This window comes from Woodsholea maritima DSM 17123 (assembly GCF_000382325.1).
In the GTDB taxonomy this organism is placed as follows: domain Bacteria; phylum Pseudomonadota; class Alphaproteobacteria; order Caulobacterales; family Maricaulaceae; genus Woodsholea; species Woodsholea maritima.
On the sequence record NZ_KB908057.1, the window covers coordinates 432,674 to 458,640 of the forward strand.

Annotated in this window: 26 protein-coding genes; 14 read left to right on the forward strand and 12 right to left on the reverse strand. The window is 56.0% G+C overall.

Features of this window, described 5'->3' with window-relative positions:
• The first annotated feature begins 80 nt into the window (after window positions 1-80).
• Window positions 81-2,606: a TonB-dependent receptor gene (locus H151_RS0107590; protein WP_019961054.1), complete on the forward strand. Its 2,526-nt coding sequence runs from the start codon at window positions 81-83 to the stop codon at window positions 2,604-2,606.
• Between the two features lie 167 nt (window positions 2,607-2,773).
• Entirely contained in the window at window positions 2,774-4,465 is a 1,692-nt protein-coding gene (locus H151_RS0107595; RefSeq protein ID WP_019961055.1) for an alkaline phosphatase D family protein, read from the forward strand.
• A 725-nt stretch (window positions 4,466-5,190) separates the two neighbouring features.
• Here the strand turns inward: H151_RS0107595 and folE are convergent.
• The gene (gene folE, locus H151_RS0107600) at window positions 5,191-5,832 is read right to left on the reverse strand and encodes a GTP cyclohydrolase I FolE (protein WP_019961056.1); all 642 of its coding nucleotides are present in this window, start codon (window positions 5,830-5,832) and stop codon (window positions 5,191-5,193) included.
• Window positions 5,833-6,183: 351 nt separating this feature from the next.
• Between folE and cysS the strand changes: the two genes are divergently transcribed.
• The 5 genes from cysS to H151_RS15855 all read left to right on the forward strand — a co-directional run bounded on the left by cysS (window position 6,184) and on the right by H151_RS15855 (window position 9,737).
• Window positions 6,184-7,575: a cysteine--tRNA ligase gene (gene cysS / locus H151_RS0107610; RefSeq protein WP_019961058.1), complete on the forward strand. Its 1,392-nt coding sequence runs from the start codon at window positions 6,184-6,186 to the stop codon at window positions 7,573-7,575.
• A 4-nt stretch (window positions 7,576-7,579) separates the two neighbouring features.
• Window positions 7,580-7,930, forward strand: coding sequence for a hypothetical protein (locus H151_RS0107615; protein WP_019961059.1), 351 nt, complete (start codon window positions 7,580-7,582; stop codon window positions 7,928-7,930).
• 49 nt (window positions 7,931-7,979) lie between these two features.
• A complete protein-coding gene (locus tag H151_RS0107620) occupies window positions 7,980-8,417 on the forward strand; it encodes an iron-sulfur cluster assembly scaffold protein (protein ID WP_019961060.1) in 438 nt (145 codons plus the stop codon).
• Window positions 8,414-8,743 (forward strand): membrane protein insertion efficiency factor YidD, encoded by a 330-nt coding sequence (gene yidD, locus H151_RS0107625; protein WP_233354544.1) that lies wholly within the window; start codon window positions 8,414-8,416, stop codon window positions 8,741-8,743. Before H151_RS0107620 ends, yidD begins: the two co-directional genes overlap by 4 nt.
• A 91-nt stretch (window positions 8,744-8,834) precedes the next feature.
• On the forward strand, window positions 8,835-9,737 hold the full coding sequence (locus H151_RS15855) for a glycosyltransferase (RefSeq protein WP_019961062.1): 903 nt from the start codon (window positions 8,835-8,837) through the stop codon (window positions 9,735-9,737).
• On the opposite strand, the gene H151_RS0107635 is transcribed toward H151_RS15855, so the two are convergent.
• On the reverse strand, window positions 9,734-10,642 hold the full coding sequence (locus H151_RS0107635; protein WP_019961063.1) for a hydroxymethylglutaryl-CoA lyase: 909 nt from the start codon (window positions 10,640-10,642) through the stop codon (window positions 9,734-9,736). The genes H151_RS15855 and H151_RS0107635 overlap by 4 nt on opposite strands.
• Before the next feature lie 14 nt (window positions 10,643-10,656).
• Window positions 10,657-12,291, reverse strand: coding sequence for an ArnT family glycosyltransferase (locus H151_RS15860; protein ID WP_019961064.1), 1,635 nt, complete (start codon window positions 12,289-12,291; stop codon window positions 10,657-10,659).
• A gap of 125 nt (window positions 12,292-12,416) precedes the next feature.
• Here H151_RS15860 and H151_RS0107645 point away from each other — a divergent pair, with 125 nt between their 5' ends.
• Both H151_RS0107645 and H151_RS0107650 read left to right on the forward strand, forming a co-directional pair.
• Complete coding sequence (locus H151_RS0107645) at window positions 12,417-13,154, forward strand: glycosyltransferase family 2 protein (RefSeq protein WP_019961065.1); 738 nt, start codon at window positions 12,417-12,419, stop codon at window positions 13,152-13,154.
• Between the two features lie 86 nt (window positions 13,155-13,240).
• Complete coding sequence (locus tag H151_RS0107650; protein ID WP_019961066.1) at window positions 13,241-13,831, forward strand: hypothetical protein; 591 nt, start codon at window positions 13,241-13,243, stop codon at window positions 13,829-13,831.
• Between the two features lie 135 nt (window positions 13,832-13,966).
• Here the strand turns inward: H151_RS0107650 and H151_RS0107655 are convergent, their stop codons facing one another.
• Both H151_RS0107655 and phaR read right to left on the reverse strand, forming a co-directional pair.
• Window positions 13,967-14,242, reverse strand: coding sequence for a hypothetical protein (locus H151_RS0107655; RefSeq protein ID WP_156823416.1), 276 nt, complete (start codon window positions 14,240-14,242; stop codon window positions 13,967-13,969).
• A 210-nt stretch (window positions 14,243-14,452) separates the two neighbouring features.
• Window positions 14,453-15,037 (reverse strand): polyhydroxyalkanoate synthesis repressor PhaR, encoded by a 585-nt coding sequence (gene phaR / locus H151_RS0107660; RefSeq protein WP_019961068.1) that lies wholly within the window; start codon window positions 15,035-15,037, stop codon window positions 14,453-14,455.
• A gap of 195 nt (window positions 15,038-15,232) precedes the next feature.
• Here phaR and phbB point away from each other — a divergent pair, with 195 nt between their 5' ends.
• Both phbB and H151_RS0107670 read left to right on the forward strand, forming a co-directional pair.
• On the forward strand, window positions 15,233-15,958 hold the full coding sequence (phbB, locus tag H151_RS0107665; RefSeq protein WP_019961069.1) for an acetoacetyl-CoA reductase: 726 nt from the start codon (window positions 15,233-15,235) through the stop codon (window positions 15,956-15,958).
• Between the two features lie 104 nt (window positions 15,959-16,062).
• Window positions 16,063-16,803, forward strand: a complete 741-nt coding sequence (locus H151_RS0107670; RefSeq protein WP_019961070.1) for a DUF4908 domain-containing protein — start codon at window positions 16,063-16,065, stop codon at window positions 16,801-16,803.
• A 22-nt stretch (window positions 16,804-16,825) separates the two neighbouring features.
• On the opposite strand, the gene H151_RS0107675 is transcribed toward H151_RS0107670, so the two are convergent.
• Entirely contained in the window at window positions 16,826-17,260 is a 435-nt protein-coding gene (locus tag H151_RS0107675; protein ID WP_019961071.1) for a cupin domain-containing protein, read from the reverse strand.
• Window positions 17,261-17,510: 250 nt separating this feature from the next.
• Between H151_RS0107675 and H151_RS0107680 the strand changes: the two genes are divergently transcribed.
• Entirely contained in the window at window positions 17,511-18,710 is a 1,200-nt protein-coding gene (locus H151_RS0107680) for a hypothetical protein (protein ID WP_019961072.1), read from the forward strand.
• On the opposite strand, the gene gloB is transcribed toward H151_RS0107680, so the two are convergent.
• Window positions 18,711-19,487, reverse strand: a complete 777-nt coding sequence (gene gloB, locus H151_RS0107685; RefSeq protein ID WP_019961073.1) for a hydroxyacylglutathione hydrolase — start codon at window positions 19,485-19,487, stop codon at window positions 18,711-18,713.
• A 73-nt stretch (window positions 19,488-19,560) separates the two neighbouring features.
• On the opposite strand from gloB, the gene H151_RS0107690 reads away from it, so the two are divergent.
• Together H151_RS0107690 and hisC are read left to right on the forward strand one after the other, a co-directional pair.
• Window positions 19,561-20,376, forward strand: coding sequence for a class I SAM-dependent methyltransferase (locus H151_RS0107690; RefSeq protein ID WP_019961074.1), 816 nt, complete (start codon window positions 19,561-19,563; stop codon window positions 20,374-20,376).
• The gene (hisC, locus tag H151_RS0107695) at window positions 20,330-21,409 is read left to right on the forward strand and encodes a histidinol-phosphate transaminase (protein WP_019961075.1); all 1,080 of its coding nucleotides are present in this window, start codon (window positions 20,330-20,332) and stop codon (window positions 21,407-21,409) included. The genes H151_RS0107690 and hisC overlap by 47 nt, the downstream gene beginning before the upstream one ends.
• 460 nt (window positions 21,410-21,869) lie before the next feature.
• On the opposite strand, the gene H151_RS0107700 is transcribed toward hisC, so the two are convergent.
• From H151_RS0107700 to ftsE, 5 genes are all read right to left on the reverse strand, one after another.
• Window positions 21,870-22,907, reverse strand: a complete 1,038-nt coding sequence (locus tag H151_RS0107700; RefSeq protein WP_019961076.1) for a DUF2125 domain-containing protein — start codon at window positions 22,905-22,907, stop codon at window positions 21,870-21,872.
• Between the two features lie 2 nt (window positions 22,908-22,909).
• The gene (locus tag H151_RS0107705) at window positions 22,910-23,638 is read right to left on the reverse strand and encodes a lysophospholipid acyltransferase family protein (RefSeq protein WP_019961077.1); all 729 of its coding nucleotides are present in this window, start codon (window positions 23,636-23,638) and stop codon (window positions 22,910-22,912) included.
• A 28-nt stretch (window positions 23,639-23,666) separates the two neighbouring features.
• Complete coding sequence (locus H151_RS0107710) at window positions 23,667-24,254, reverse strand: YdcF family protein (protein ID WP_019961078.1); 588 nt, start codon at window positions 24,252-24,254, stop codon at window positions 23,667-23,669.
• A gap of 99 nt (window positions 24,255-24,353) precedes the next feature.
• Window positions 24,354-25,247 carry a cell division protein FtsX gene (locus H151_RS0107715; protein ID WP_019961079.1) on the reverse strand — a complete coding sequence of 298 codons (894 nt, stop codon included), beginning with the start codon at window positions 25,245-25,247 and terminating at the stop codon, window positions 24,354-24,356.
• Window positions 25,244-25,957 carry a cell division ATP-binding protein FtsE gene (gene ftsE / locus H151_RS0107720; protein WP_051088958.1) on the reverse strand — a complete coding sequence of 238 codons (714 nt, stop codon included), beginning with the start codon at window positions 25,955-25,957 and terminating at the stop codon, window positions 25,244-25,246. Before ftsE ends, H151_RS0107715 begins: the two co-directional genes overlap by 4 nt.
• Window positions 25,958-25,967 lie beyond the last annotated feature (10 nt).

Below are 25,967 nucleotides of genomic sequence, written 5' to 3' on the forward strand. Positions count from 1 at the left end.
GGTGCGTTAAAAATCTGTTACGCGCTTGTAGTCGACTTGTCACGGCTTAGCTGTACCAGCGCCCTAACGATGCCGTCATTATGGCCGATGGCATTCAAGGGGGAAATACCACGATGATCAAAGCTCAGTTATTCGCCGGTGTTGCTGTTTTGGCTCTGGGTGCGGCTAGTGCTGCACAGGCTCAACAACAGCCGAGCGAGGTTAATGGTGCCGTCGTTGATGCCTATGTTGGCGAACAGATCACGGATGTGATCACGGTGACCACGCAGAAGCGCGAACAGTCTTTGGCTGATGTTCCGATCAATCTGACCGCTTATGATGCGCGCCGGATGGAGATTTTGGACATTTCTCAGTTTGACGAGTTGTCTGATTTCGTGCCTGGCTTGGAAATTCAAGAGCAATCGCCCAACAACCCTGGCTTTGTGATCCGCGGCATCACCTCTGATGATGGCGGCGCAGCGGTTGAACCACGCGTTGCGGTCTTCCAAGACGGTGTTTCAATTTCTAAATCGCGCGGCTCTTATGTTGAGTTGTTCGATATGGAACGTGTTGAGATCGCCAAAGGCCCTCAGCCGACCCTGTTTGGTCGCGGTGCCTTGATCGGGGGTATCAACCTCATCCAGAATAAAGCCGATATGGATGGTTTCGCCGCAAATATCGAAGCCGGTATCGGCGATTATGATCGCTATGAAATCCAAGGCATGGTCAATTATGCCCTCAGCGATACGATGGCTTTCCGTCTGGCTGGCATCCATAAAGAGCGTGATGGCTATATCGACAACACGCTGGGCGGGACGCTGAATTCTGAAGACGTGTCTGCGGTTCGCGCGGTCTTCAGCTGGGAGCCTATGGCCGCCCTGCACATCGACGTCATCGGCAATTATCAAGAAGATAAGCCGGAAGGCACCTCCTTCAAATCAGGCACTTTCGCGCCTTTGGGGGGCCAGATTGAACCTTGGGAGCCTGCCGCCCTCAACACCTTTGGTGGGTTCGAAGGCGGCCGCGATCTGGGTCTGGACCGTAAAGTCTATGGCATCACGGTTCTGGCTGATTATGACTTGAATGACGCCTGGTCGGTCAGCTCGATCACCGGTTGGCGCGCCTTTGAATCGCTCGAAGTGTTCGATCCAGACGGGTTCGATGCTGAATTGTTGGTCGCCGGTGAAGATGCGACGGGCGATCAGTGGAGCCAGGAAGTGCGCTTCAACTATGACGCCGGTGGGCCTTTGAAAGCCTTCTTGGGCGGCAGCTATTTCTATGAAAGCGGTAATCAGCGTATTCCGCTGGCGACCAATCCGCGCGTAGCCCAGGCGATCAATGCCGGTCGTATTGCCGGTCTGGCCAGCCAGGCTCTGGGTCAAACCATCACCGTTGATCAGATCGAGCAATTGATGATGGTCGCGCAAATTCCAGGCGCGCAAAATTTTGACAACCCTTACAATCCTCTTGGCATCTTCGTGCCGTCAATCTTGCCACAACTGGGCCAAGTTTATGGCGCGATCCAGCTGGGCCGTCCTGACCTGATCCCGGGCATTGTGGGCACGATGAACCCGGTCATGCTGGACGAGTTCTATCTGGAAGAGACCGCAAACTTCGCCGATACGACCGCTTGGGATATCTTTGGCGAGGTGAGCTATTCTGTCACTGACCGTCTGGAGCTGACCGCGGGTCTGCGCTGGACCAAGGAAGAGAAAAACGCCTCTGTCTATGGCCGTCCGGTCAGCCCTGTATCTCCCTTGGCCGCTCTGACCCCAGGTACGCCCACCGTCTTTATTCCAGCCACCCCAGGCGGTGCGCAGATCGAAAGCGGCGAGAAATCATTCGATGATTTCACCTGGCGTTTGGCTGCCAATTACGCGCTGAGCGATACGGCGAATATCTGGGCCTCTTATGCGCGCGGTCGTCGCCCTGACGTGATCTCTTACTCTGCCGGTAAATTCGTGATCGTGGATGCGGAAATCGTCGACTCGTATGAAGTGGGTATGTTCCGCACCTGGGACAACACCACCTTCCAAGGCTCGATCTTTTATTCTCAGTATGAGAACTTCCAGTCTTCAAGCTTCATTCCAGGCCAGGCGACTTACGTCACCACCAATGCCGGGAATGCGACCCAGTACGGCCTTGAAGGCCAGTTCGACCATCAGTTCAATGAAATCCTGACCTTGTTTGCGACCTATGCGTATAACTTCGCTGAGTTCGATGACAAAGACAGCGATGGCAATAAGCAGCAATATGCGGGCAATATGTTCCGCCTGTCGCCCGAACACGCCTTCTCATTGGGCCTTAACGCTGAATTCCCATTGGGCAATGGCGGCACGTTGAGCCTGATCCCAACCTATAGCTGGCAGTCGAAAGTCTTCTTCGATAACGCCAACGATCTGGACGATGCCAAGCAGGACGAAGTTCAAGGCGATTACGGCATCTGGAATGCCCGTATGCGCTATGAAGCGCCTGAGCAGCGTTACTATGCTGAAGTTTACGTCAAAAACCTGGCCGATGAAAAATATATCATCGACGCGGGCAATACCGGCGACAATTTCGGCATTCCAACTTTCATCGCGGGCGCACCGCGCATGATCGGTCTGCGGGTGGGGGCAAACTTCTAAGTTTGTGATCATCTGACATAGGTACCGTCCGGGGGGACGGCGCTGAGGGCGGCCGAAATGTTCAATGAGGGGGGCATTTCGGCCGTTCGCGTTTTTGACTGGACGGGGAAGAGGGCGGCCCTTAACAAGGGTCGCAATCGGGCACACTTATCGGGCGAGGGACGATTATGAGCTTGGCAGATATTACACGGCGCGGCGCATTGATGGGCGCAGCAGGGTTAAGCTTGGCGGCCTGTGGTCAGCGCCATTATGATCCCATTCCTGAAGCCGAAGGCCCCTTCAAACATGGTGTCGCCAGTGGCGATCCAGATCAGACGAGCTTTGTGGTCTGGACGGCGGTCACCGCGCCTGCGCAAAGTGTCATCCTGGAAGTTGCCGAAGATCTGAACTTTAACGAGATCATCTTGACCGAACCGGTTGAGGGCTTGGGCCGCGGCGTTGATAATGCCTTTCCGCATAAGACGTTGGTGACGGGCTTACAGCCGGGTCTGACCTATTTTTATCGCTTCAAAATGGGCGATGCGATCTCGCCTATCGGTCAGGCCAAAACCTTGCCCCAGGGCCGGGTGGATCAATTCCAGATCCATGCTTTCTCGTGCGCGAATTATCCTGCAGGCTTCTTTAATGCCTACCGCGCGTCGGCCGATGCCGGGGACGCCGATCTGGTGCTGCATCTGGGCGATTACCTGTATGAGTATGGCATGGGCAGCTATGCCACGGATAATGCCGAGCGCTATCACCGCGTGCCAGATCCGACCCATGAATTGCTGGTCTATGAAGACTATGCGCGCCGTCATGCGCAATATTCCAAGGATCCCGATCTGCAAGCGGCCAAGGCGGCCACGTCTTGGATTTTGATCTGGGATGATCATGAAACCGCGAATAACGCCTTCGCTCATGGGGCTGAAAACCATAATGAGGGGGAAGGTGAGTGGGAGGTCCGCCGCGACCAAGCCTTGCGTGCGTATCAAGACTGGCTGCCCGTACGCGAAGCCGATCCAGCGTATGCGCGCTATGGCGCGGTGCAGATCGGGGATCTGGCGACCTTGATCTATCTGGAAACGCGCCTGGCCGCGCGCTCAGAAGAAATCCGCATGGAAGATATCCCGGTTAGCCCCGATACCGATCCCAATGATCCAGAGGCGCGCGCGCTGGTGGATAATTGGTTGACGCAGGTGGTTGGCGATCCTAGCCGGGAAATCCTGGGTCAGGCACAGCTTGATTATGTCGGTCAGGCCTTGCGCACTTCGGTTGAGGCCGGACAGCCTTGGCGGATCTTTGCCAATCAGGTGCTCATGGGCTCTATCACCTGTCCGAACTACATCACCCAGACACCCGCTTGGTTGAAATTCGTATTATCGCGTAAAGGCGGCATGGTCTGGGACTTTGCGCGTCTGACCCAGTTTGATGTGCCAATGATGCTCGATGCCTGGGATGGCTTTCCGGCGGAGCGGGCGCGCTTGTTTGCGATGGCCAAAGAGGCCGGGGCTGATTTCATCACCCTTACTGGGGATACCCATAATTTCTGGGCCTTGGACCTGAAAGATCAAGACGGCTGGCGGGTCGGCAGTGAATTTGGTGTCACCTCCGTGACCAGCCCTTCCGATTTTGAATTCGTCACCGCGCCGGGTGTTGATTTCGCGCAAATGGCCATTGATGCCAATGAAGGCCGCGTGGTGCATAACAATGTCTATGCCAAGGGCTTTATTCGCCTGACCCTGACGCCAGAGGCCGCCGATGTCGAAATGGTCGAGGTCAGCCGCATTGATCAGCGTGACTTCACCGTGAAGACGGAATCGCGCTGGCGGGTTAATCGCGCCATTGACGGCGTCGCCCAACCTGCTGTGCGCATGGGGTAGGTGAGGATCTAACATCCAACACTGTCATGCCAGACTTGATCTGGCATCCATGCCGTGAGCTTGCATCACATTCTGGTCAATCAGAACCAAGCTCAGCCCGTCCGGCATGGCCCCCAAATCAAGTTTGGGGTGACAGGTGTGAGATATATCTTCCCCCGCGATAGCGGGGGAGGTGGTCCGTAGGACCGGAGGGGGCGGTTTTGTGAGGTATCCTCGCTTTACGGCGGGCGGACGTTTCTTCTTTGTCCTACCGCCTCTCGGCTATTTGAGGACCTTCGCCCTAGCGAATCCTATGGCTTCGATCTTGGACCCCGGATCAAGTCCGGGGCCGCGTTGAGGTAAATCTCTCTACCGGGTTCCCGGCCCAGCGAAGCGCAGAGCCGGGATCCATTGAACTTGCTATCTAGATTTATAGATCCCGGATCTCACTTAGGTTCGTCCGGGATGACAGGTCTTTATAATTCCTCGCTGCGCTGCGGGCGGACATTCGTCTTTGCGACCCTTCGGGTCGAACGTGTCATGCCAGACTTGATCTGGCATCCAGGGTGCAAGCTTGCGTCCTATTCTGCTCGTGCAGAACCGAGCTCATCACGTCCGGCATGGCCCCCAAAACAAGTTTGGGGTGACAGGGGGAATGAACTCTGCGGTCATCTCCAATGGCTAAGCCCTAAAACAAAAAACCCCGATCCATTGGACCGGGGTTTTATTGCTCAGCGCAGTTAAGATTAGCGTTTATTCTGTTCGCACAGGCGCATAAAGCGTTCGCGCAGCTCTGAATTGGCGCGGAATTCACCGGTAAAGCGCGTGGTGATGGTCGACACATTGGGGTGATGGACCCCGCGTGTGGTCATGCATTGGTGCTTGGCATCGACGAAGACCGCAACGCCGCGCGGCTGCATGGCGTTTTCAATGGCGTCAGCGATTTGCGCCGTCATGGTTTCTTGGGTTTGCAAGCGTTTGGAGAAGATTTCCACGACCTTGGCGATTTTGGAAATCCCCACGACGGCCTTATCCGGCATGTAAGCAACACAGGCCGTGCCCAAAATGGGGGCGAGATGGTGTTCGCAATGGCTTTCAACGTCGATATTGGTGAGCATCACCATATCGTCATAGCCTTCGACCTCTTCAAAGACGCGGCCTAGCTCAGCGGCCGGGTCCAGCTCATAGCCTTTGAACCATTCGCGGAAGGCTTTGGCCACGCGCTTGGGGGTGTCGATCAGGCCTTCGCGTTGCGGGTTATCCCCCGCCCAGGCGATTAAGGTGCGTACGGCCGCTTCGGCCTCTTCGCGGGACGGACGAGCAATCTGGGTCAAGGCGCGCTCTTGGCTTTCTGTCAGAAGATTAGTTTTATCGACGATGGCATCCATCGTGAGATCCTTTCGTTGTCGGGTCACGCGGGGCTGTTAAGGCCTATACGTGTAGTGCCGGTTTCCGGATCAAGCGCGATGGACAAAAAAGGCAGTGCCGTTAAGCCCGAAGCGCCGGATAAGGTGAAAATTCCGGGTGCGTTTGTGATGCACTCCAGTCTACATAGGATGTGCGTAAGCAAAGTCCACTTAACGCGTCGTTTCGCATGCAGACTGATCCTTATATTCGAGATTGAAGGGGGCTTGTCAAAGCCCCATCATCAGTCAGCGATGAGGTTTCGGCAGTGCGGCTTTGATATGTTGTTTTAATCGCTCGATGTTCGTCGCCTCAAAAATTCAAAGATTGATCCCATGACCTCGCTCCACCTTTACGATACCGCCTCACGTCAAAAGCGCGTGTTTGAACCGCAAAATCCAAAGCGTGTGACGATGTATGTCTGTGGCCCGACGGTCTATGGCCCCGCCCATATTGGCAATATGCGCCCGCCGGTGGTCTTTGATGTTTTGTTTCGGGTTCTGCGTGGTCTTTATGGCGAAGATCATGTGCTCTATGCGCGCAATTTCACCGATGTCGATGACAAGATTAACGCCGCCGCGATCAAGGAAGGCGTTGATATATCCGTTATCACTGATCGCTTCACCAAGGTGTATATGGACGATACCGGCGCGCTTAATGTCTTGGTTCCGACCCATCAGCCGACCGCAACCGGGCATATGGACGATATGATCGCCATGATCGAGACCCTGATCGCCAAGAAGGTGGCGTATGCGGCTGAAGGTCATGTCCTCTTCAGTGTGTCCGCCTATGAGGCCTATGGTGCGTTTTCCAATCGCAGCCTGGATGACATGATCGCCGGGGCCCGTGTTGAGGTCGCCCCCTATAAGAAAGATCCTGCGGATTTTGTGCTGTGGAAGCCCTCCAAACCCGGTGAGCCGGAATGGAAAGCGCCTTTCGGGGCGGGGCGTCCAGGCTGGCATATCGAATGCTCGGCCATGATCAAGACAACTTTGGGTGAGACGATTGATATTCATGGCGGCGGGATTGATCTGGTCTTTCCTCACCATGAAAATGAAATCGCGCAATCGGTGTGTGCCCATGATGGCAAGCCCTTGGCCAATTATTGGATGCATAATGGCTTTTTGAGCCTGAATGCAGAGAAGATGTCGAAATCTCTGGGCAATGTCATTCGCCCGAATGAGCTGCTGGCTAAGGGCTTCTCCGGTGAAGTGCTGCGCTATGCCTTGATGACGGCGCATTACCGCGCGCCGCTTGATTGGACGGATGATCTGGTGGATCGGGCGCGGAAATCACTCGACCGGCTCTATGGAGTGCTGCGTCGTCTGACCCCGATTGATGTGGCGCCAGGCATGGGTGCCCCCGAGGCCGTGTGGACGGCGTTGAAAGACGATCTTAATACGCCCAAAGCCTTGGCGGCGTTGTTTGAAATTGCCGGGCGGGCCAATAAGGCCGAAACCGAAGATGAGCAGAGCCAGGCCAAGGGTGAATTATTGGCCAGCGCCAAGCTGTTAGGCCTGTTGGAGCAGGATCCCGAAGCCTGGTTCGGTCTAAGCGATCTTGACCCGGGCGAGAAAGCCCGCATTGATAGTCTGATTAGTGAGCGTGCCCAGGCCCGTGCGAATAAGGATTGGGCCAAGGCCGATGAATTGCGCGATACGCTGGGCGCTTTAAATGTCCTTGTGGAGGACAGCCCCGAAGGGGCCAATTGGCGATTGAAAGGATAATCCTATGACCCTCCATGGTTATTTGGTCACTCTGGTGGCCGAGGATGGCGTGGGCGAATGCCTGATTGCCTTTGGTGTCGCCGCTGAAGATAAGCGCCAGGCCAGCCAATTGGCGCTGGGCGCGGCCCAGGCTGCGGGCTTCTGGTCGCTCGAAGTCGATGAGATTGACGCGCCTGATGATGTTGATGAAAGTGCGCTGGGCTCCACCCCCCATGTCATCGCCCAGGGTGAGCCGATCTATCTCGATGAAGAGAGTGCAGGTTTTGGCGATGATGACGATGAGTATGATGATGAAGATGAGGACTATGACGAGGATGAAGACGCCTATGTCGAAGATGACAAGGCGTGGGATTAAGCGCGCTTAGGTTCTTGCCGGTTAGGGGCGAAAGGCCCATCTCTTGCTCATGAGTGCTGATCCCTATACCTCCGAGGTCTTAAAGCTCGCCGCGACGATTGAGCATCTCGAGCCTCTCAGCGATCCTGACGGCGTGGCGCGCAAAACCTCGCGCCTGTGCGGGTCTATGATTGAGGCCCAGGTCAAGCTCGACGGTGAGATCGTTTCTGATCTGGGCTTGGTTGTAGAGGCGTGCGCGCTGGGCCAGGCCGCCGCCAGTATCTTGTCCCATCATGCCATTGGGGCCAGCGTAGCGGAGATTAAAGCCGCGCGCGATGTGCTGCACGCTATGTTGAAACAGGATGGCCCCGATCCCGACGGGCGCTTTGGTGATCTTAAACTGCTGCGTGCAGCGAAGGATTATCCCATGCGCCATGGCTCGCTTATGCTGGCGTTTGAGGCGGCCTTGGAAGCCTCTGAGGCGGCTCTGGCGCGCGCGGCATCATGATGTGTACCGATTGCCCGTCCGATCCTGGCGTGAAGGGGCGTGTTGGCCTGGTTGAGCGCGCGGCCCTTCTTCTTTTATGGCTCTATAAGTATTCCCTCTCACCTTTATTCTATGCGCTGGGGGTGCGCTGCCGTCACGAGCCGTCTTGTTCGGCCTACAGCATGGATGCGATCCGCGCTCAGGGCTTTTGGCGCGGTGGCTGGCTGACCTTGGGGCGCTTATTGCGTTGTCGTCCGGGCGGCACGCAGGGCTATGATCCTGCCCCTAAAATGCCGACCCCCGTGGCCTGGTGGAAGGTTTGGGCCTTTCGCGCGAACCCCAAATAAGGCTTCGCCTTATAACTGCATGTGTGCAGGCTCTTGCCCTTGCAAAATCCGGGCGTTCACGACAAGAAGAGGCAAGGGGCATTGAGGCGACATGATCAAAACTTCCATCAGTGTGGTGATGGTCAGTTGGCACACTGGCCCGGTCTTGTTTCGAGCGATAGACGCATGCCGTGTGGCCGAAGATGTCGATGAGATCATTCTTGTCGATCATGAAAACCCGGATATAACGCGGGCCAAATTAGATCAATTAGCCCGCGAAGGCGTGATCCAACTGGTACGGACCGATAAAAATCTGGGCTTCGCCAAGGGGTGTAATATCGGGGCCAAGGCCGCGAGCCGTGATGTCTTATTGTTTTTGAACCCGGATACGGTGATTGCGCCCGATGCGCCGCGTCGCATGGCGCTAAGTTTATTGAATGCTGAAACGGCCGCTTCACCCGGCACGCCGATCCTGATCGGGGGGCGGATCCTACATATGAACGGCCAGGAACAACGCGGCGGGCGGCGGGGCGAATTAACGCCGTGGAGTGCCACGGTTGGCTTCTTTGGCTTGCACAGATTGGCCTTTATCCACCCCATCTTTAAAGACATCCATAAAGAGTTTGAGCCCTTGCCCTCTGGACCGGCCGACATTCCTGTCGTGTCTGGTGCAGTGATGATGATGTCCAAGGGGGGCTATCGCGCTGTTCAGGGCTTTGATGAGCGCTATTTCCTGCATGTCGAAGACATCGATATTTGTCGGCGGGTGCGCGAAGCCGGGGGCCGCGTGATTTTTGAGCCGCGCGCTTTGGTGCCCCATCATGGCTCGACCAGTGATGTCGGGCGTTATGTGGTGGAACACCATAAAGCCAAAGGCCTGGTCAAATACTTCTGGCGCTTTTACCCGGCGCTCTGGCAGCGTGCGCTGACGCTATTGGCGGCACCGGGTATTTATACCGCGATGATGGTGCGTCTTACCGTCTTGAAAATGATCGTAGCTTTTCGCGGCGATTAGGTATTAGACCCAGGAAAGCCACCGGCCTTGGCCAGCATGGACTGAATGGGATGCTTAAGCGCCGTCTCTTCAAGCCAGAGCGCTGTCTTGATCATCGCATCGAGATCAATCCCCGTCGCGTATCCCGCCCGCTCCAGCATATAAACAACGTCTTCCGTGGCGACATTGCCTGTGGCCTTGGGCGCAAAGGGGCAGCCGCCAATCCCACCGGCAGAGGCATCGATCACATCGACGCCCGCTTCAATCGCGGCATAAACATTGGCAAGAGCGGTGTTGCGAGTATTGTGAAAATGCATGCGTAGGCGCGCTTTGGGTGCGGCGTCGCGTACGGCGGCGATGCGCGCGGTAACATCCCAGGGATTGGCCACGCCGATTGTGTCACCCAGGGCGATTTCACACGCGCCAGCCGCTTGCGCGCGCGCCGCCAGCATGGTCAGATTCTCAACCGGGACTTCACCCTCAAAGGGATCGCCAAAGGCCACGGAAATCGTTGCAGATAAAGGAATGCCCGCATCATGGGCCAAGATGGCAATACGCTCGAGTAAGTCAGCGGTGTCCTCTGGCGTCGCGTTCTGGTTCTTCAAGCCGAAGCCTGCCGAGGCGACCATAACGAAATTGATCTCATCGCATTGTTCATCAATGGCCCGGCGCAGCCCGCGTTCATTCAAGGCCAGGCCGATATATGTCACGCCCTTATTGCGCGGTACGCTTTGCATCACCGCATCACTATCGGCCATGGCCGGGACTAGCTTGGGATGAACAAAGCTGGCTGCTTCCATACGCTTGACCCCGGCTGCGATCAGGCGCTCGATAAACTCAACCTTCACGCTGGTTTCCAGCAAAGTTGGATCATTCTGCAAACCATCGCGCGGACCAACTTCGACGATTTCGATAGGGCGGGGCATGATGTAGTCCTTGTTTAGCGCTGGGGGTAGGGGTGCAGGGTTAGCCGGGTGATGTCACCGCGTGAATAATTAAACCCGACGCCTTCCCCACAGGAAGGGCCGAGCTGCATTTCTATGGCATCCCCGCCATCGCGGCTATGATCGACGACGAACACCACAGTTTCATCCGGCGCGGCGCTTAAGAGGTTGGCGTTATCGGCAAAAATCACCTGACCATGGCGCAGAAAGGCAAAGCTGGGCTCGCTATAGCTCGACACAATGGTGCGTCCTTCAGCGTTACACATATCATTGAGCGCCTGATCGGCTTGGCGCGATAAATCAAGATCATGCAAATGCGGTACGGCAAGGGTGCGAAAGGCGATATGCCAGCTTAAGCCCGTCACCAAAGCCGCCAGGACAATAAACCTTGCTTTGGGGTGGAGGGCGCTGAACAGACATACAAGGCTGGTGAGGGTCAGCAGGGCGAAGGCCAGGCCTGTCCAAACCCAATCGCCACTAAATTGGTTCTGCCCCACGATCAGAGCTGTCAGGAAAAGCCCGGCCCCAAGGATGAAGAGCACCGTCCCGATAGCTTTGACCCATATGGGCGTTTCGCGCCAATGGGCAAGTCCCCATCCGGCAATTAGCGCCAATCCGGGATAGGCGGGCAGGGCATAGTGAGCAAGCTTGGTCGGAAGAAATTCAAACACGACAAGACCCGGCACGCTGACACTGATCAAGATCAGGGCGGCTTTGAAGGCCTCGTTTTGGTCTTTGATGGCGCGCCATAGCCTGTAAAAGCCTGCTGGCAGCGCTAGAGTGGCCGGGAAAAACAAAAGGATGAGCAACAGGCTATGGGTGCCGGGCCATCCGCCATGGCCTTCATGACCAGAGACGACTTTAGGGCCGAGATCCTGGCCCAAGGCTTCGCGCAAAAAACCACCCTGCGTGGCGATCTGGATCGAAATCAGCCAGGGGAGAATAATCGCCAAGCCTAAAACCGGCCCCGGCCAATAGAAAAAGGGGATCAACCAGCGCCATTGGCGGGTTGATCCAAGCAGAGCCAGTCCTGAGAGGATCACGATCAGGGGCGTGACAGGGCCTTTGATCAATGCCCCAGCGCCCAATGCGCCCCAGGTCACGATGGCCCAGATTCTGGCCTTTTGGGGGGCGTCTGCATGGAGATAAACCCGTGTCAGGCCCAGTAAAGCCAGGGTGGTAAAGCCCACCATCAAGGCATCGGTTTTGGCGATCCCGCCTTCAGCGCCGGCCAGAACACTCACCGCCAACAGGCTGGCCCCGATGGCGCTGGCATGGCGGCCCAACCAAGGTGCCCCGAGATAAAAGGCGCTTAAAACCATTAAGATCAGTCCCGCGACAGAGGGCAAACGATAGGCCCAGATCTGACGCGCTTCAGGTGAAGACAGGGCCTTCACACTCAAAACTTGCGCCCAATGAATGCCCACGGGTTTTTTATGGCGTGCCGTATCAAGAAAAGAGATGCGGATAAAATCCCCGCTTTCCATCATTTGTGCGCTGGCTTGGGCGAAGCGGGCCTCATCGCGGTCTAGAACAGGCAGGGTGAATACCCCTAAAAGGGCAATCAGGCTGGCCAAGGCGGCAAGAACCCAAGGTAAATGACGTGAGGCAATATGTTGAAAAACAGCCATGAGGCGTTTTGACCTTAATTTGGCGCGATTTCTGCAAAAAATACGGACGTTCTACGGTGAACCAGCTATGTAGCGCGTGCAAGCCAACTCGCAATGAAATCTTTTAAGTACTATTGAGCGTGATCATGTCCTTGATGTCTCCTGCCATTTCTGTCGTTGTCCCGGTTTATAACGAAGCGGGCAATGCCGCAGCTTTGGCCCGCGAAATTGGTGAAGCATTATCTGGGCGCGATTTCGAAGTGATCTTTGTCAACGATTGTTCAACGGATGCTACACTGGACGAGCTGATGGCTTTGAAAACGCGCATGCCGCAATTGCGGGTCTTGTCGCATAACCACAATGCCGGTCAGTCCCGCTCGGTGCGCACCGGGGCGTTGGCCGCGAAGGCCCCCGTGGTGTGCGTTTTAGATGGTGATGGTCAAAATCCGCCCCAAGATTTGCCCAAGCTGGTGGATCAATTGATGCGCGCCGATGCGCCAGCCGATCTCATGATGGTTGGGGGGCGCCGGGTGGGCCGCCAAGATTCTGATTGGAAGAAATTGGCCTCTCGCATTGGCAATGGCGTGCGCAAGAGCCTTCTTAATGACAATGCCGATGATACGGGCTGTGGGTTAAAAGCCTTTAAAAAAGAAGCCTATGTCCTGCTGCCTTACTTCGATCACCAGCACCGCTTCATGCCTGCCTTGATGCTGCGTGAGGGCTTTAAGGTTGAGTTCTGTGATGTGGGGCATCGGCCACGCACAGTGGGAAAATCGAAATATACTAACTTTGGACGTCTTTTCGCCTCGTTAACTGATATGCTAGGTGTAATGTGGCTCAACACCCGCGCGCGTCAAACTGGCGGGTTCGTTGAACACGACTAGAGGGGCGGGGGGCAGCGCTTTCCCGCAATTTTGAACCTAAGGCCTTTGAGCGCGTTTCAAAGGAGAGTGGGTGCGGGAGAAAATCTATGGCTGACATACCACCCAGCACTGACATGGCGTCCGCGGTCCATGCCCGGCGCGGCTTATCGCAATCTGAGCGCACGACGGGGGGCGCAAACATGTTCAATCTATTTCCTAAAATGATCATTCCTGTGATCATCTATGCCATTGTCGCCTTCATGTTCGGCTTTGGCGATAGTCATGACAATTTCACCGGCAATCTTCACACTCTGTCTGAGGGGGCTTGCGTCAGCGTGATCGATGGCGCTGAAACGGTTGTCGATTGTAAGCAAGGCGTTCTCAATTCTGGCCTGTTCTCGGTCAACATGGCCGGTGGCTCACAATGGGTCATTTCCAGCTCTGATATCTTGATCGTGCTGGGCCTGCTCTTCTTGTTTATTGAAATGCTCAAAGCGCCCAGCACCGGCAATTCCACCCTGGTCAACAATCTGTTGTCGACCATGGTATTTGTCGTTGCGCTGTTGGCCTTCGTGCTGCACCCGCTGTTTGCAACATCGACCTTCTTCATCCTGATGCTGATGACTTTGGTGGATACGATGGCCGGTTGGTTCATCACCGCTATCTCAGCACGTCGCGACTGGGGCACTGGCGCGTAAGCGCACCGACCCTTTAAGGCGACATAGATTAAAGGCCGCATCCATAAAGGGTGCGGCCTTGTTTTTAGATCAAAAAGAAAAAGACGCTGAGGGCCAGCGCGCCATCAAGCATGATCATCCAGCTGCGCTTGCCCATCAGGCCACCTTTGAGATTAAGGGGGGATGGGGGCGGGCGGGCTTGGCCGCGTCTTGATAGGTGCGCACATAGCGCTGGCGCTCATCACGGTCCGCGCGCAGACCGCGCCCTGCGCCCTGGCGGGTTAGCTGGAGATGAACGGGATGCACCCGGCCTTGAGGCAGAGCTTGACGCTGTTGTGAGGGTTCAGACGATGAAGCCAGCCCCGCAGGCTCTGGCGCGGGTAAGGCGCGGGCCTGCGGGCTGGATTGACGCTCACGCGCGACCGGCGCCACAGGGGTTACGCGCTTAGACCGCGAAGAGGCCCTGTGGGTGGTCGGGACAAGATATGTGCCGGTGCGTGTGATCATAGCTGGTTTATCGCAAGAGCGATGCCAGCTTTAACCTCTCATTAACCCTCTATTTTAGGGTCTTATTAAGACATGATGGCTGTGTTTATCGTTGTTTTTGGGCGCGATGCGCCATTTTGACACAAAATTCTAAGTTTAGGCCTTGGTGAGCTTGTCGAGCTTGGCTTGCATCGCGTCCAGCTGTGCACGCATCGCCGCCACATCTTCACCGCCCTGGGCACTGGCATCGGGCGCACCACTTTGGCCGGTGCCCTCATGACCTTTGAAGGGGGAGAACATGCTCATGGCTTGCTCAAACATCGCCATATTGCGCTTGGTCTGTTCTTCCATCAAGGCCATGGCCGTACGCGGAGACCCCATGGCGTCTTGCATTTTGGCGCGGATGGCTTCTTGTTGCTTCATAAAGCCTTCCATGGACAACCGCAGGTAATCAGGCACAAAGGCTTGCATGGAATCGCCATAGATGCCGATCAACTGGCGCAAGAATTCCACAGGCAGTAAATTGGCCCCCTTGGATTCTTCTTCAAAGATGATCTGGGCCAGTACGCCGCGGGTTAGATCATCACCGGATTTGGCGTCCACAACCTTGAAATCAGTGTTGGATTTGACCAGTTCGCGCAAATGGTCCAGCGTGACATACCGGCTAGCCGATGTGTCATACAGGCGCCGGTTGGCATACTTCTTTATAATGATGGGTGCGTTTGGATCTGTCTGGCTCATACATTACTCCTCCCAGCCTATTTACTTTATTCGGCTTTGAAATTTTTTTCGCCTGTGGCGAAAGAACGGGTCGACATTGGCGCTTAACCCGTTCATTAAGTTATCGTGCAACGCGGACATTTGCTGCACCTTTTTTGGGTCAAACGCAGTGCAGCATAAACGGTCTTTTACAAACTGGACAGGGGAGAATGAAAAATGGCGCGCACGGCATTAGTAACGGGGGGGACACGGGGCATTGGACGCGCGATTTGCGAGGCGCTCAAAGCCGAGGGCTATACGGTTGCGGCCAATTATGCCGGCAATGTTGAGGTTGCGACTCAATTTACAGACGAAACTGGCATTCCCTCTTATAAGTGGAGTGTGGCCGATTATGAGGCGTGTAAAGACGGGATTGGCGAGGTCGAAGCCGCTCATGGCCCGGTTGAAATTCTGGTCAATAATGCCGGGATTACCCGCGATGCGCCCTTCCATAAGATGACCCAAATCCAGTGGCGCGAAGTGGTGGAGACCAATCTGTCGGGTCTGTTCAACATGACGCATCCTTTATGGCCGGCGATGCGTGATCGCGGCTTTGGCCGGGTCATCAATATTTCTTCGATTAATGGCCTGAAAGGCCAATTTGGCCAGGCCAATTATTCTGCCGCTAAGGCTGGGGATTTGGGCTTTACCCGCTCACTGGCCATGGAAGGTGCGCGTAAGGGTATTACGGTCAATGCGATCTGCCCGGGCTATATCGCCACGGATATGGTGATGGCCGTGCCTGAAGAGATCCGCAATCAGATCATTGCCGGTATTCCGGTGGGGCGTCTGGGTGAGACGATGGATGTCGCGCGTTGCGTAACGTTCCTGGCCAGCGATCAGGCCAGTTTTATTACCGGTGCGACCTTGTCTGTAAACGGTGGTCAATATATGTCGGGTTAAGCAGGCTTGCTGAGGTGTGATAAAAAGGGCACGTTAAACGCTGAGTTTGAATATGCCCTTTTCGTGCCTCAAATCTGCCGCTTTGATTGGACATATTGCTACGTATGAAAATTACACCTGTCCTCCTCTTTGTTGGTTTGATCAGCGCGAGCTATGGTTTTTCTGCACCGTCCCAGGCGCAGTTCAACCCCTTCTCGCGTCTGGTTAGTGAGCATGGCGATATGCGTGAGCCTGACGCCAGTGCGCTATGGTTTGAACGCGCCGACGGTGAGGGGCGTTTTGTCTTCGATCAATCCTACATGCCGGGCCTGATCTGGGATGAACGCGCGCAGGAAATCTGGATCGTTACCCCGCGTCGCGCCTCGGGCGGCGGGATGGTGTGGGTAACCGATACCGGCGAAGTTCGCCTGCAATTTACCCATATTGGCGGGGCGACCTATTTCCCGGAAGATACCCCAGATGGGATTATGGTTGAAGAGGTTGGCCGGGCCCATACCCTGGCCGCTGATCCCATGGACAATGACGATTTGGGTGAAGTTGCTCAAGCGCTGGCCAATGGCTTAAGTGCTCATGTGGGCGAGGCCTTGACCCTTCGCGTTGAACCGCGCGGCAGTCTGGATAATGGTTATGTCGCCGAATGTCTGCACGTCATTGATCATGCAGCCCATCAATTAAGCGCGGCTGATCTGGCTGATCTTGAAGCCATTGAAGTGCTTTATGATCTTGAACCCGGCGTGGTGTTTGAAGAGGGCGTTTTGCGCGTCACCATGGTGCCGGAAATGGGCTATGGCGGGCGTCCTTCGTCTGAGAAGATTGTGCGCGCCTTGCAGCGCCGCCCGATCTAAGTCGCCCTAACATCGCAAGTGTTTATGCGCCGGGCTGCCAGTCCTTGGCGGCCAGTTTAAAGCCAGAAAACTCAAACCCCGGTGCCACCACACAACTGACCAGTGTCCAGTCGCCCTGACTGATGGCGCTTTGCCAAACGCCTTTGGGCACAAGGCCTTGCAGGGTATGGCCCGCCGTGAGCTTGTCGCTTAGCGTTTGACGCTCCACATTTTGACCCTCGCGATAGGTCTCAAGGCTTAAAGGTGCGCCCGCATGCCAGAGCCAAATTTCATGGGCATCGACCGTATGCCAGGTGGAGCGTTGGCCGCCCTCTAACAGGAAATAAATCATCGTGACATCGGCGCGCTGGCCCGCTTCGCCCTCGCGGCAGGTTTCGCGATACCAGCCCCCTTCGGGGTGTGCGCTAAGATCAAGCTGGGCGATCATGTCTTGAGCCGTGGTCTGAGCGGGGGTCATTGCGCGTTCCTTCCATATTCGCCTTTTGTCTTAAAAGATGGACTACATGCGTTCAAGTTGAATGTGCGGGTGCAAAAGACCTTATTGAGGTAGAGCTAAGTTTTACAGTTTTGCGAAATGCCTCAATTTTATAAGGTATTGTTGGTGCAAACCAAGCGCATTTATTGATTAACCAAGATCAGAAACAGATTCACTTGGTTTCAATCTTTATAGCCTTTAATTGTCTTCGTGTAATTGGGTGGCGGAGTGAATGAAACACGAAGGTGGACGTCTCGCCCTCCTCAAAAAAGGGGGGTCTACGGCGCGGGTCATTGACCTGTGTAGCCTGGTGGAGAGCCATGGCCATCTGCCGGAATATATGATGCGGCCTATGTTCTTTGATCGCCGTCTCAACACCTCATTTCTGGTCAAACATACCTTGCGACCTTGGGAGAGGGATGAGTTTGGCGGCGCGCGACGCACCGTCACCAAGGTGATTTTTCCGATGTGCGCCCAGGATCTGGATCTGGGCGGGATGAGCGTCTTTATCGAATCGCGTACGATGGAAAATGCGTTGATGGATTTTCTGGGTGGCAGTCCAGAATCAGAGCGCTTTCAAAGCGATCTGGAGCGCTTACGCTCGCTCTCAAAGTTGCCTTCGTTTGATCCCTATCTGCTGTATGAGCATTTCCGCCGGCGCGGGGATAAAATCGCACGGTGCTACTTTCAGGTCAGCCCAGATGTCGTCACTCAGATGTCGGAATATGTCGCCGAACAGATCGACATACTTGTGAAGGCCGCCTTCGGCGGTGCGGCGGTAAATTCGCGTGCGAAATCGCGCCGCCTGGCGGAGATTATGTTTGAAAATCAAAATTCAGAAGAATTGTCAGCTTTACGCCAAGCGCTACGTATGACCGAAGACGAATATAATGGCGGTATTTATGGCTGGAAAGGCATTCTTTATTATGCTTGGTCCGTACAGGATGCCTATACGCTTTTGTTGAATTTTCTTAAAGATGTTCGGCATATAGATATTATTGGCACCACGACGGCCGAACAAGCGTATCTCAATAAAGTCACAGGCCGGATCATGCAGTTGTCTGGTGAACGCTGGGCGCGCCTGAAATCTGTTATTGAGAATTATAATGATCAGTTCCAGACCTTCGTGGAACAAGGCGATCCCCTAGCTCTTAAAAACTTCCTGTTACGCGCGCCGGGTCTGTTTTTTGAGATGGGCCAGGACTTGGGCAGCCTTCAGCATGTCGCCTCTTATTGGCGGTTCTGGAAGGGTGGGCGCGGTGCGGGCCCCTTGCCAGCCTCTGAAGCGCTGGAATTAATGCCTGGTTTTGCCGCGGAGTTGGCCGTCACCCATAGTGATATGGAAGGCATCCATGATCCGGTCATCGTTAAACCGGAAACGATTGATGGCATGAAGAGTGAGAAGTCCAAGAAAACGACGGGCACGTGGTGATCAGTCTTTAAACGTATCCTTGCCCTTGCGCAGATGGCCGAAGACATCTCCATCGCTGAGATCGCGCGACAGATCAAGCTGGGCGCGTAAACGCTCATCATCCCAGCGTAGAAATGGATTGGTGCGTTTTTCCCAGCCCAGGGGGAAGGGCACTGTGGGCTGGTTGAGTGCCCGCTTGGATATAATCTCACTTTGATAGGCTTTCAGCGCCTCATTGTCGGGATCGACATGGCGGGCATAGCGCGCATTCGCGGCGCTATATTCATGGGCGCAATAGATCAGGGTCTCATCAGGCAGGGCGCGTAGGCGCGCCAGACCGGCCTGCATCTGATCGGGTGTGCCTTCAAACATCCGCCCACAGCCCAGGGCAAACAAGCTATCACCGACAAAGGCCACGCCTTCATCTTTGAAATAAAAGGCGATATGGCCCTTTGTGTGCCCGCCGACATCGATAATCGCGGCCCTATGCTGGCCCAGGCTTAGCACCTGGCCGGGCGTGATCACCTGATCAACCCCGCCGACGACGCGTACCACTTCCTCGGGCGCAAAGACTTTGGCCCCCGTCGCGCCGACCACGCCGGGATTGTCATGGGCATGATCCCAGTGATGATGGGTGTTCCAAATCGCATCGAGATGCCAGCCGATGCGCGCCAATTCATCCAAAACCTGGCGGTCATTGGGCACGTCCAGGGCCACGGTATAGCCGGTTTCACCACAGCGTAGAAAATAGCCGTAATTGTCCTCAAGGGCTGGGAATTGGTGGATGATTAAGGCCATACTGATACCTTGCGACGAGGGTGAATGCCCATACATAAGCGATTTCGGATAAAAAGACAGATTTGAGGATGTGATGCGAACGGATGCCGTGGAATTGGCGCGATTTTATCGGCGCAAGGCGGGTCAAAGTGCCCGGGCCATGATTGCGCGCCGGTTACAGGCGCTGTGGCCGCATACCCATCAGCTCGATCTGTTGGGCTTTGGCTTTGCTGGACCGTATCTGGATCTGTATCGGGGCGAGGCGCGCCGGGCCTTGGCCTTTATGCCTGGATCGCAAGGGGCGGTGCATTGGCCTGATGACGCTTTGAACGCGAGCTGTTTGGGTGATGAGCTGCACCTGCCATTTAAAGAGGCGCAATTCGATCGCATTATTGTCGCCCATGGCCTGGAAGAGGCCCACGCCCCGCGCCGGTTATTGCGCGAGCTGTGGCGGGTTCTGGCCCCCGAAGGACGCATGGTGGTGATCACCGCGCACCGTGCCGGGCTATGGTCGCAAACCGATGGCACGCCTTTGGGCGCGGGCAGGCCCTATTCCAAAGGTCAGTTGTCGGAATTGTTTGACGATACTCTGTTTGAACCGCTGGCCTGGTCGCGCGCGCTTTATGTCCCGCCGGTCAATTGGCTGCTCGGTCCTAGGACAAGCGAGATTTTTGAACATTTGGGAGAGCGGGTGTATCCGGGCTTTGGCGGAATTTTGATGGCCGAAGTTATAAAACATATTGGCGCAGTACGGCCAAAAGGGACCCTCCAGCGGCGTACAGGCCTTGAAGGATTGCGTCCGGGCGCGCTATCTCCTGTGCCAAGCGCTAACGCGCATCACAAAGCCTCTAGGAGATCGCATCATGATGCTGACCCCGCGTCCTGGCCTGATGGACATCCACCCCTATAAACCGGGCGCTGCGGCACCGGCAGGGGCCGTCAAACTGTCATCCAATGAGAACCCGTTGGGGTGCAGCCCGAAGGCGGCTGAGGCCTTTAAGGCGGCGTCGAACCATCTGCACATCTATCCCGATGGCGGGGCGTTGAGCCTGCGCCAGGCGATTGGTGAGGTTGAGGGCATTGATCCGGAATTGATCGTGTGCGGATCAGGTTCTGATGAGCTGTTACAATTGCTCGGCCGGGCCTATCTGGGCCCAGACGATAGCATTGTTCAATCGCAATATGGCTTCTTGGTCTATCGTCTGGTGGCGATGCAGTCCGGCGCTCAGGTGCGTGTTGCGCCAGAAACGCATTATCGCGGTGATGTCGATGCGATTTTGGAAGCGGCCGGGGATGATGCGAAAATCGTGTTCGTCGCCAATCCGAACAACCCCACCGGCACCTATCTGACCAAGGACGAGATTTATCGTCTGGCCGATGGCTTGCCTGAAACCACATTATTGGTGCTCGATTGTGCCTATACCGAATATCTTGATGGCGTCAGCGATTATGATAGCGGCATGGACTTGGTTAAAGCGCGCAACAATGTCGTGGTGACGCGTACCTTCTCTAAAATCTATGGCCTGGCGGGTTTGCGTCTCGGCTGGGCTTATGGTCCTAAACATGTCGTGGACGTCCTGCACCGTGTGCGTGGTCCTTTCAATGTGAATTTGCCTGCGATTGAGGCCGGGATTGCCGCGGTGAAAGACCGTGAATTCGTCAAAAAATCTGCTGCGCACAATACGCAATGGGTTCAATATCTCAGCCAGCAGATCGGTGGCCTGGGCTTTGACGTCACGCCATCCGTGGGCAATTTCGTGCTGGTTCATTTCAGCCAGGAACCGGGTAAAACCGCCAGTGATGCGGATAAATTCCTGCAAAGCAAAGGCTTGGTCGTGCGCCCATTACAGCCCTATGGTCTTAGTGATGCTTTGCGTATCTCAATCGGCCTAGACGATGATAATCGGCGCGTTGTCGAAGCCTTGAAGGAATTCAGCGCTTAATAGCGCCTTTGTTTCAAGATAAAGCCAGCCTCTCGCCTGAGGGGCTGGCTTTTTTGTGATGGCGATGAGCCTGGGATGACGAAGAGATAAGCTGTCATCCCGGACGAACCTTGGTGAGATCCGGGATCTATTGAGTTGGCCCTTCAAGGCATATAGATCCCCGATCAAGTCGGGGATGACTGTTTTCATTGAATAGATCACAAACACGCCTCCTCCGGTCCTGGCGGACCACCTCCCCCGCTTCGCAGGGGAGGACATCGGGCGATCAGCCCGCGAGCACGACCGTGCGCCCGCAGCGTAGCGAGGATACTTCACAAAAGAACTGTCACCCCAAACTTGATTTGGGGTCCATGCCGGACGGGAAGAGCTGGGTTCTAGTCGATCAGAATAATCGTCAAACACACGGCATGGATGCCAGATCAAGTCTGGCAGGACAGGGTGTGTGAAACCCCAACCCGCCTCAATACAAAGGATCAACGTCACCCAGGCGGGCAGGGCCTAAGAACAGCGCCCCATTTTGCAAGCGGAAGGGCAGGGCAATCCCGCCTTCGCGGCGCGGGGCCATCAGAGCAGCCAGGCGCAAGGCATCGCCTTGATCGCGGCTCAACATGCGCGCTTCCACCAGCGCATCCGTGATGGCATTGGGATCTTCGATGAGTACGGAGAGGCGCCCCTCTGGGCGCGCGGTGTCATCCAAGGCCAGATCACCTTGGGCACCAAAGCGTACATTGCCCCACTCTACTTGCAATAGCGCCAGATTGAGACGGCCTTCATGCGCACGCCAGCTTTCTGGATTGGCCTCGTCCAGCAGATATTGGCTGTGGGTGATACGGCTATCAAAGCGTGCCATTTCGATACGCTCGCCCAGGCTGGTGATCAGGCTGGGGTCGTTTTGGCCTTGAAGGGTTAAGCCCTGCAAGGCCAAGCGCGTTTGCAGCCCGTCTTCGTTATCGACTGCGCTGGTCAGTTCAAACTGCTCCAGCGCTTTAATCGGAAAATTTGCGTTTTCAGAGGGGGTGATGTGAAGATCAATCAGCTCTACGCCCAGTTCATGAAACCGGCCTTTGCGTGAAATGAAGGACAGGCGCGCGCGCTCTGCGGCCAAGCCTAATTGATGCTCGCTTGTGCGCACTTCACCTTCGCCAATGAAGGCCAAGATCCAGTGATTGAAATTATAGGGCATGGCCGTCGCTGAGAGGCGATCATAGCGTGCGCTCCAGCCGCCTTCGGCTTGCGGCGCGGTGATGGACGGCGCTTCGGCGATCAAATTCAGACGGAAAGGATAGCCCCCGACCGTGAGCTTATCGTGGGTGATGGTATAACCATACCCTTCTTGCTCCACGATCCAGGCGCGGGCCTCGGCCTTCACCTCACTGGCGGCATAGAACCAGTAAACCGTGTAGAGAAGGACCAGAACCGCAAACCCGATAAAGGGCGCATACAGCTTCCAGCGTTGCGGGGGCTTGGCATTTTGCGCCGCATAATAGGGATGGGTCATGGTTAGGCGCGCTCCGTTTTGAAGCTTTCAGGTAAAAGGGCGTCCGAGGCGGTCTCGATACGTGTCTCAAGTTCGGACATGAAAGCTTCTTTTTCCATGCCTGGTGGAATGGGAGGCAAGAATTCGACCACAATTTTACCCGGCTTGCGGATCAGGCCTTTGCCCGGCCAATAGAGCCCCGAATTGAGCGCGACCGGTACGCACGGCACTTTCATGGCGTTATAAAGCCCGATCACGCCGGGCTTATAGCTTTCCGCTTCACCCGGCTTGGTGCGCGTGCCTTGGGGGAAGATAACGATCTGGCGACCCTCCTGGGCGCGTTCGCGGGCATCTTTGAGCATTTGGCGAAGGGCCTTGGCCCCGCCGGAGCGATCCACTTCGATATTCTTCAGCTTCATGGCGTATTGGCCAAAGGCGGGTAGCTTTTTAAGCTCTTTTTTCAAGATGATGGCGGGATCGTCCAAGATGACCCAGAACGCAATCGTCTCCCACATGCTTTGGTGTTTAGACGCGATCAGCGCCCCGCCCTGGGGCAGGTTTTCCTTGCCGCGCACTTCATAGGTAATACCGCATAGCAGCTTTAAGGCCCCTAAGGTCAAATGGATCCAGGTGCGCACGCAGGCCCGTGCCCAGCTGCGCGGCCCCAATAAAGCGGGAATGCAGATAATCCCCATCGTGATCATCAGGGTATACATCCACACCACAAAAAGAAGAGAGCCGATAAAAGCCATGACTATGCCTTGTGTCTGTGTCTTGTGTTTAAGCGCGCTGGGCCAGTTTGCGAGTGGTTTCGCGCCCATAGACCGCGATATATTTGAGATATTCTTGCAGCCAGCGCTTGGCCGTGCGCCCATCGCGCCAAGGGGGCGGACCTGCGACGCCATAGGCGATCAGCTCAATCTGGGGCAGGGTACGCTGCATCTCTAACAGGGCACGCGGCATGTGGTAATTTGAGGTCACAACGATGAGGCTGTGAAAGTCATGACTTTCAACCCACTTAGCGGTTTCTTCGGCATTGCCAAGGGTATCAGCAGCCTGAAGGCCCAGATCCACGCAGCAGCTTAAAATATCCGCGCGCGCATTGGTGGCATCGCGAATGGCCTCGCGTGAGGTATCGGGATGCACGCCCGAGATTAAAAGGCGCTGGGCCTTACCTTGTTCCATCAGGGTAATCGCGGTGGAGACCCGGCCTTCACCGCCGGTCAAAACCACAATGCCATCGGCGGAAAGCTGACCATTATGGCTATAGCTTTGGGTGAGATGGGCGAAATGAATAAAGCCCAATCCCCCTGCCAGAACAAGGATAAAGGCACAAATACGCGCAAAGTCAAAAATGCGAGCCATCATGAATGCGACTTTAAACCTTATGCCGGGATCTGCCTATATCAAGCTTAGGGTTATCCCCCATTTCGGACAGGATTATGTCAGTGCTGCCATCCCTTTGGGTTAGGACCAGCGTTTATGAAGCGCATCACTGACGGCCAGACGCGCAGACAGCGCCGCAATGAAGCCTGAGGCCAGAGCCGCGATCGGTAAAATGATAAGCCCCATCCAGCCCAGACTTAAGGTCGGTAGAAAGAATAACGCCCCTGCCGTGCCGCCCGCATAGGCAAGGCCCGCCCCGGCGAGCCCGGCACCCAGGGCCCCCAGGGTGCCCGCTTTCAGCCCGAGTAAGAAAAAGCGCTGTTGGAACAGAGTGGCGATAAAGGTATCGGGCGCCCCGACAATGTGCAGGGCATCGGCGACATCCCAGCGTGCGGCCAGGCTGGCGCGCGCGGCAAAGGCCACCACCGCAGAAGCGGCGAGCGAGAGGAGAACCACGAGCACCAGGGCGAAATAGCGCACCGCCTGGCTGGCGCGCGCGACGGCTTCGGCCCAATTGCCATGATCATCCAGCGCCGCGCGATAGGGCTTATCAGCCAGCGCCGCTTCCAGACTGCCCGCAAGAGGTCGATTGGTGGGGTCCAGCTCCACCGCGATCAGGCGCGGTACGGGTAAGTCTTCGGGTAAACCGCCTGAGCCCAGCCAAGGCTCCAGCAAGGCTTCGGATTGCGCGCGTGAGCGTACATCTACGCCGCGCACCCCGGCGATGGCGCGCAAGGCTTCGGCGCCATCGCGCGCATCGGCGTCGGCATCGCGCCCCTCGGTGGGCAGGATCTGGACCGTGACCTCATTGGTCAGCTGATTGGTCCAATCGTCCGCTGCGCGCCAGGCCCCAACCCCGCCTAATCCGGCAAGGCCCGCCAGGAAGACCAAGATCGCCGCGACGGCGAAGAGGGGGGTGTCACGGCCCGCATCAGGGGGCAGAAGGGGGGCGGATTTCAAACCCTGATCGCTCATGATACGGCCTCCCCATGAATGAGCGTGCCGTTTTTCAGCTCCATCACCGGGGCGTCCATGGCGCGTATCAGCGAATGATCGTGGGTCGCAATCAGAACCGCCGCACCCAGCTTATTAAGCTCCACAAACAGGCGTAGCAGGCGATGGGCCATGGCCGGATCGACATTGCCTGTGGGCTCATCGGCGATAATCAGATCGGGTTTGGCGACCACGGCGCGCGCAATCGCGGCGCGTTGCTGCTCCCCGCCTGAAAGGGTGGGGGGATAAGAATGGGTATGCTCACCCAGACCGACCCAGTTGATTAGCTCCATAACATCTTCGCTGTAGGATTTGCGCGCTTGACCGGCCACGCGCAGCGGCAGGGCGATGTTTTCAAACACGGTGAGGTGATTGAGCAGGCGAAAATCCTGGAAAATGACCCCGATGCGCCGGCGCATATCGGGTAATTCCTCGCGGCCCAACAGGGCGGTATTGCGTCCAAACAAGCTGATTGTGCCGCTGGAGCAACGCTTAGCCAGATAAATCAGGCGCATCAGTGAACTTTTTCCAGCTCCAGACGCGCCGGTGAGGAATTGGAAACCCCCTTGAGGTAAATCAAAGGTAACGTTGTGCAGAATTTCGGGACCTTGATCATAGCGCATGCCCACTGTGTCAAAGCGAACTGCCGGATGGGATCCGGTCGTCGGGGCGATGCTGGGTGTGCTAACCATGAAGAAGGGC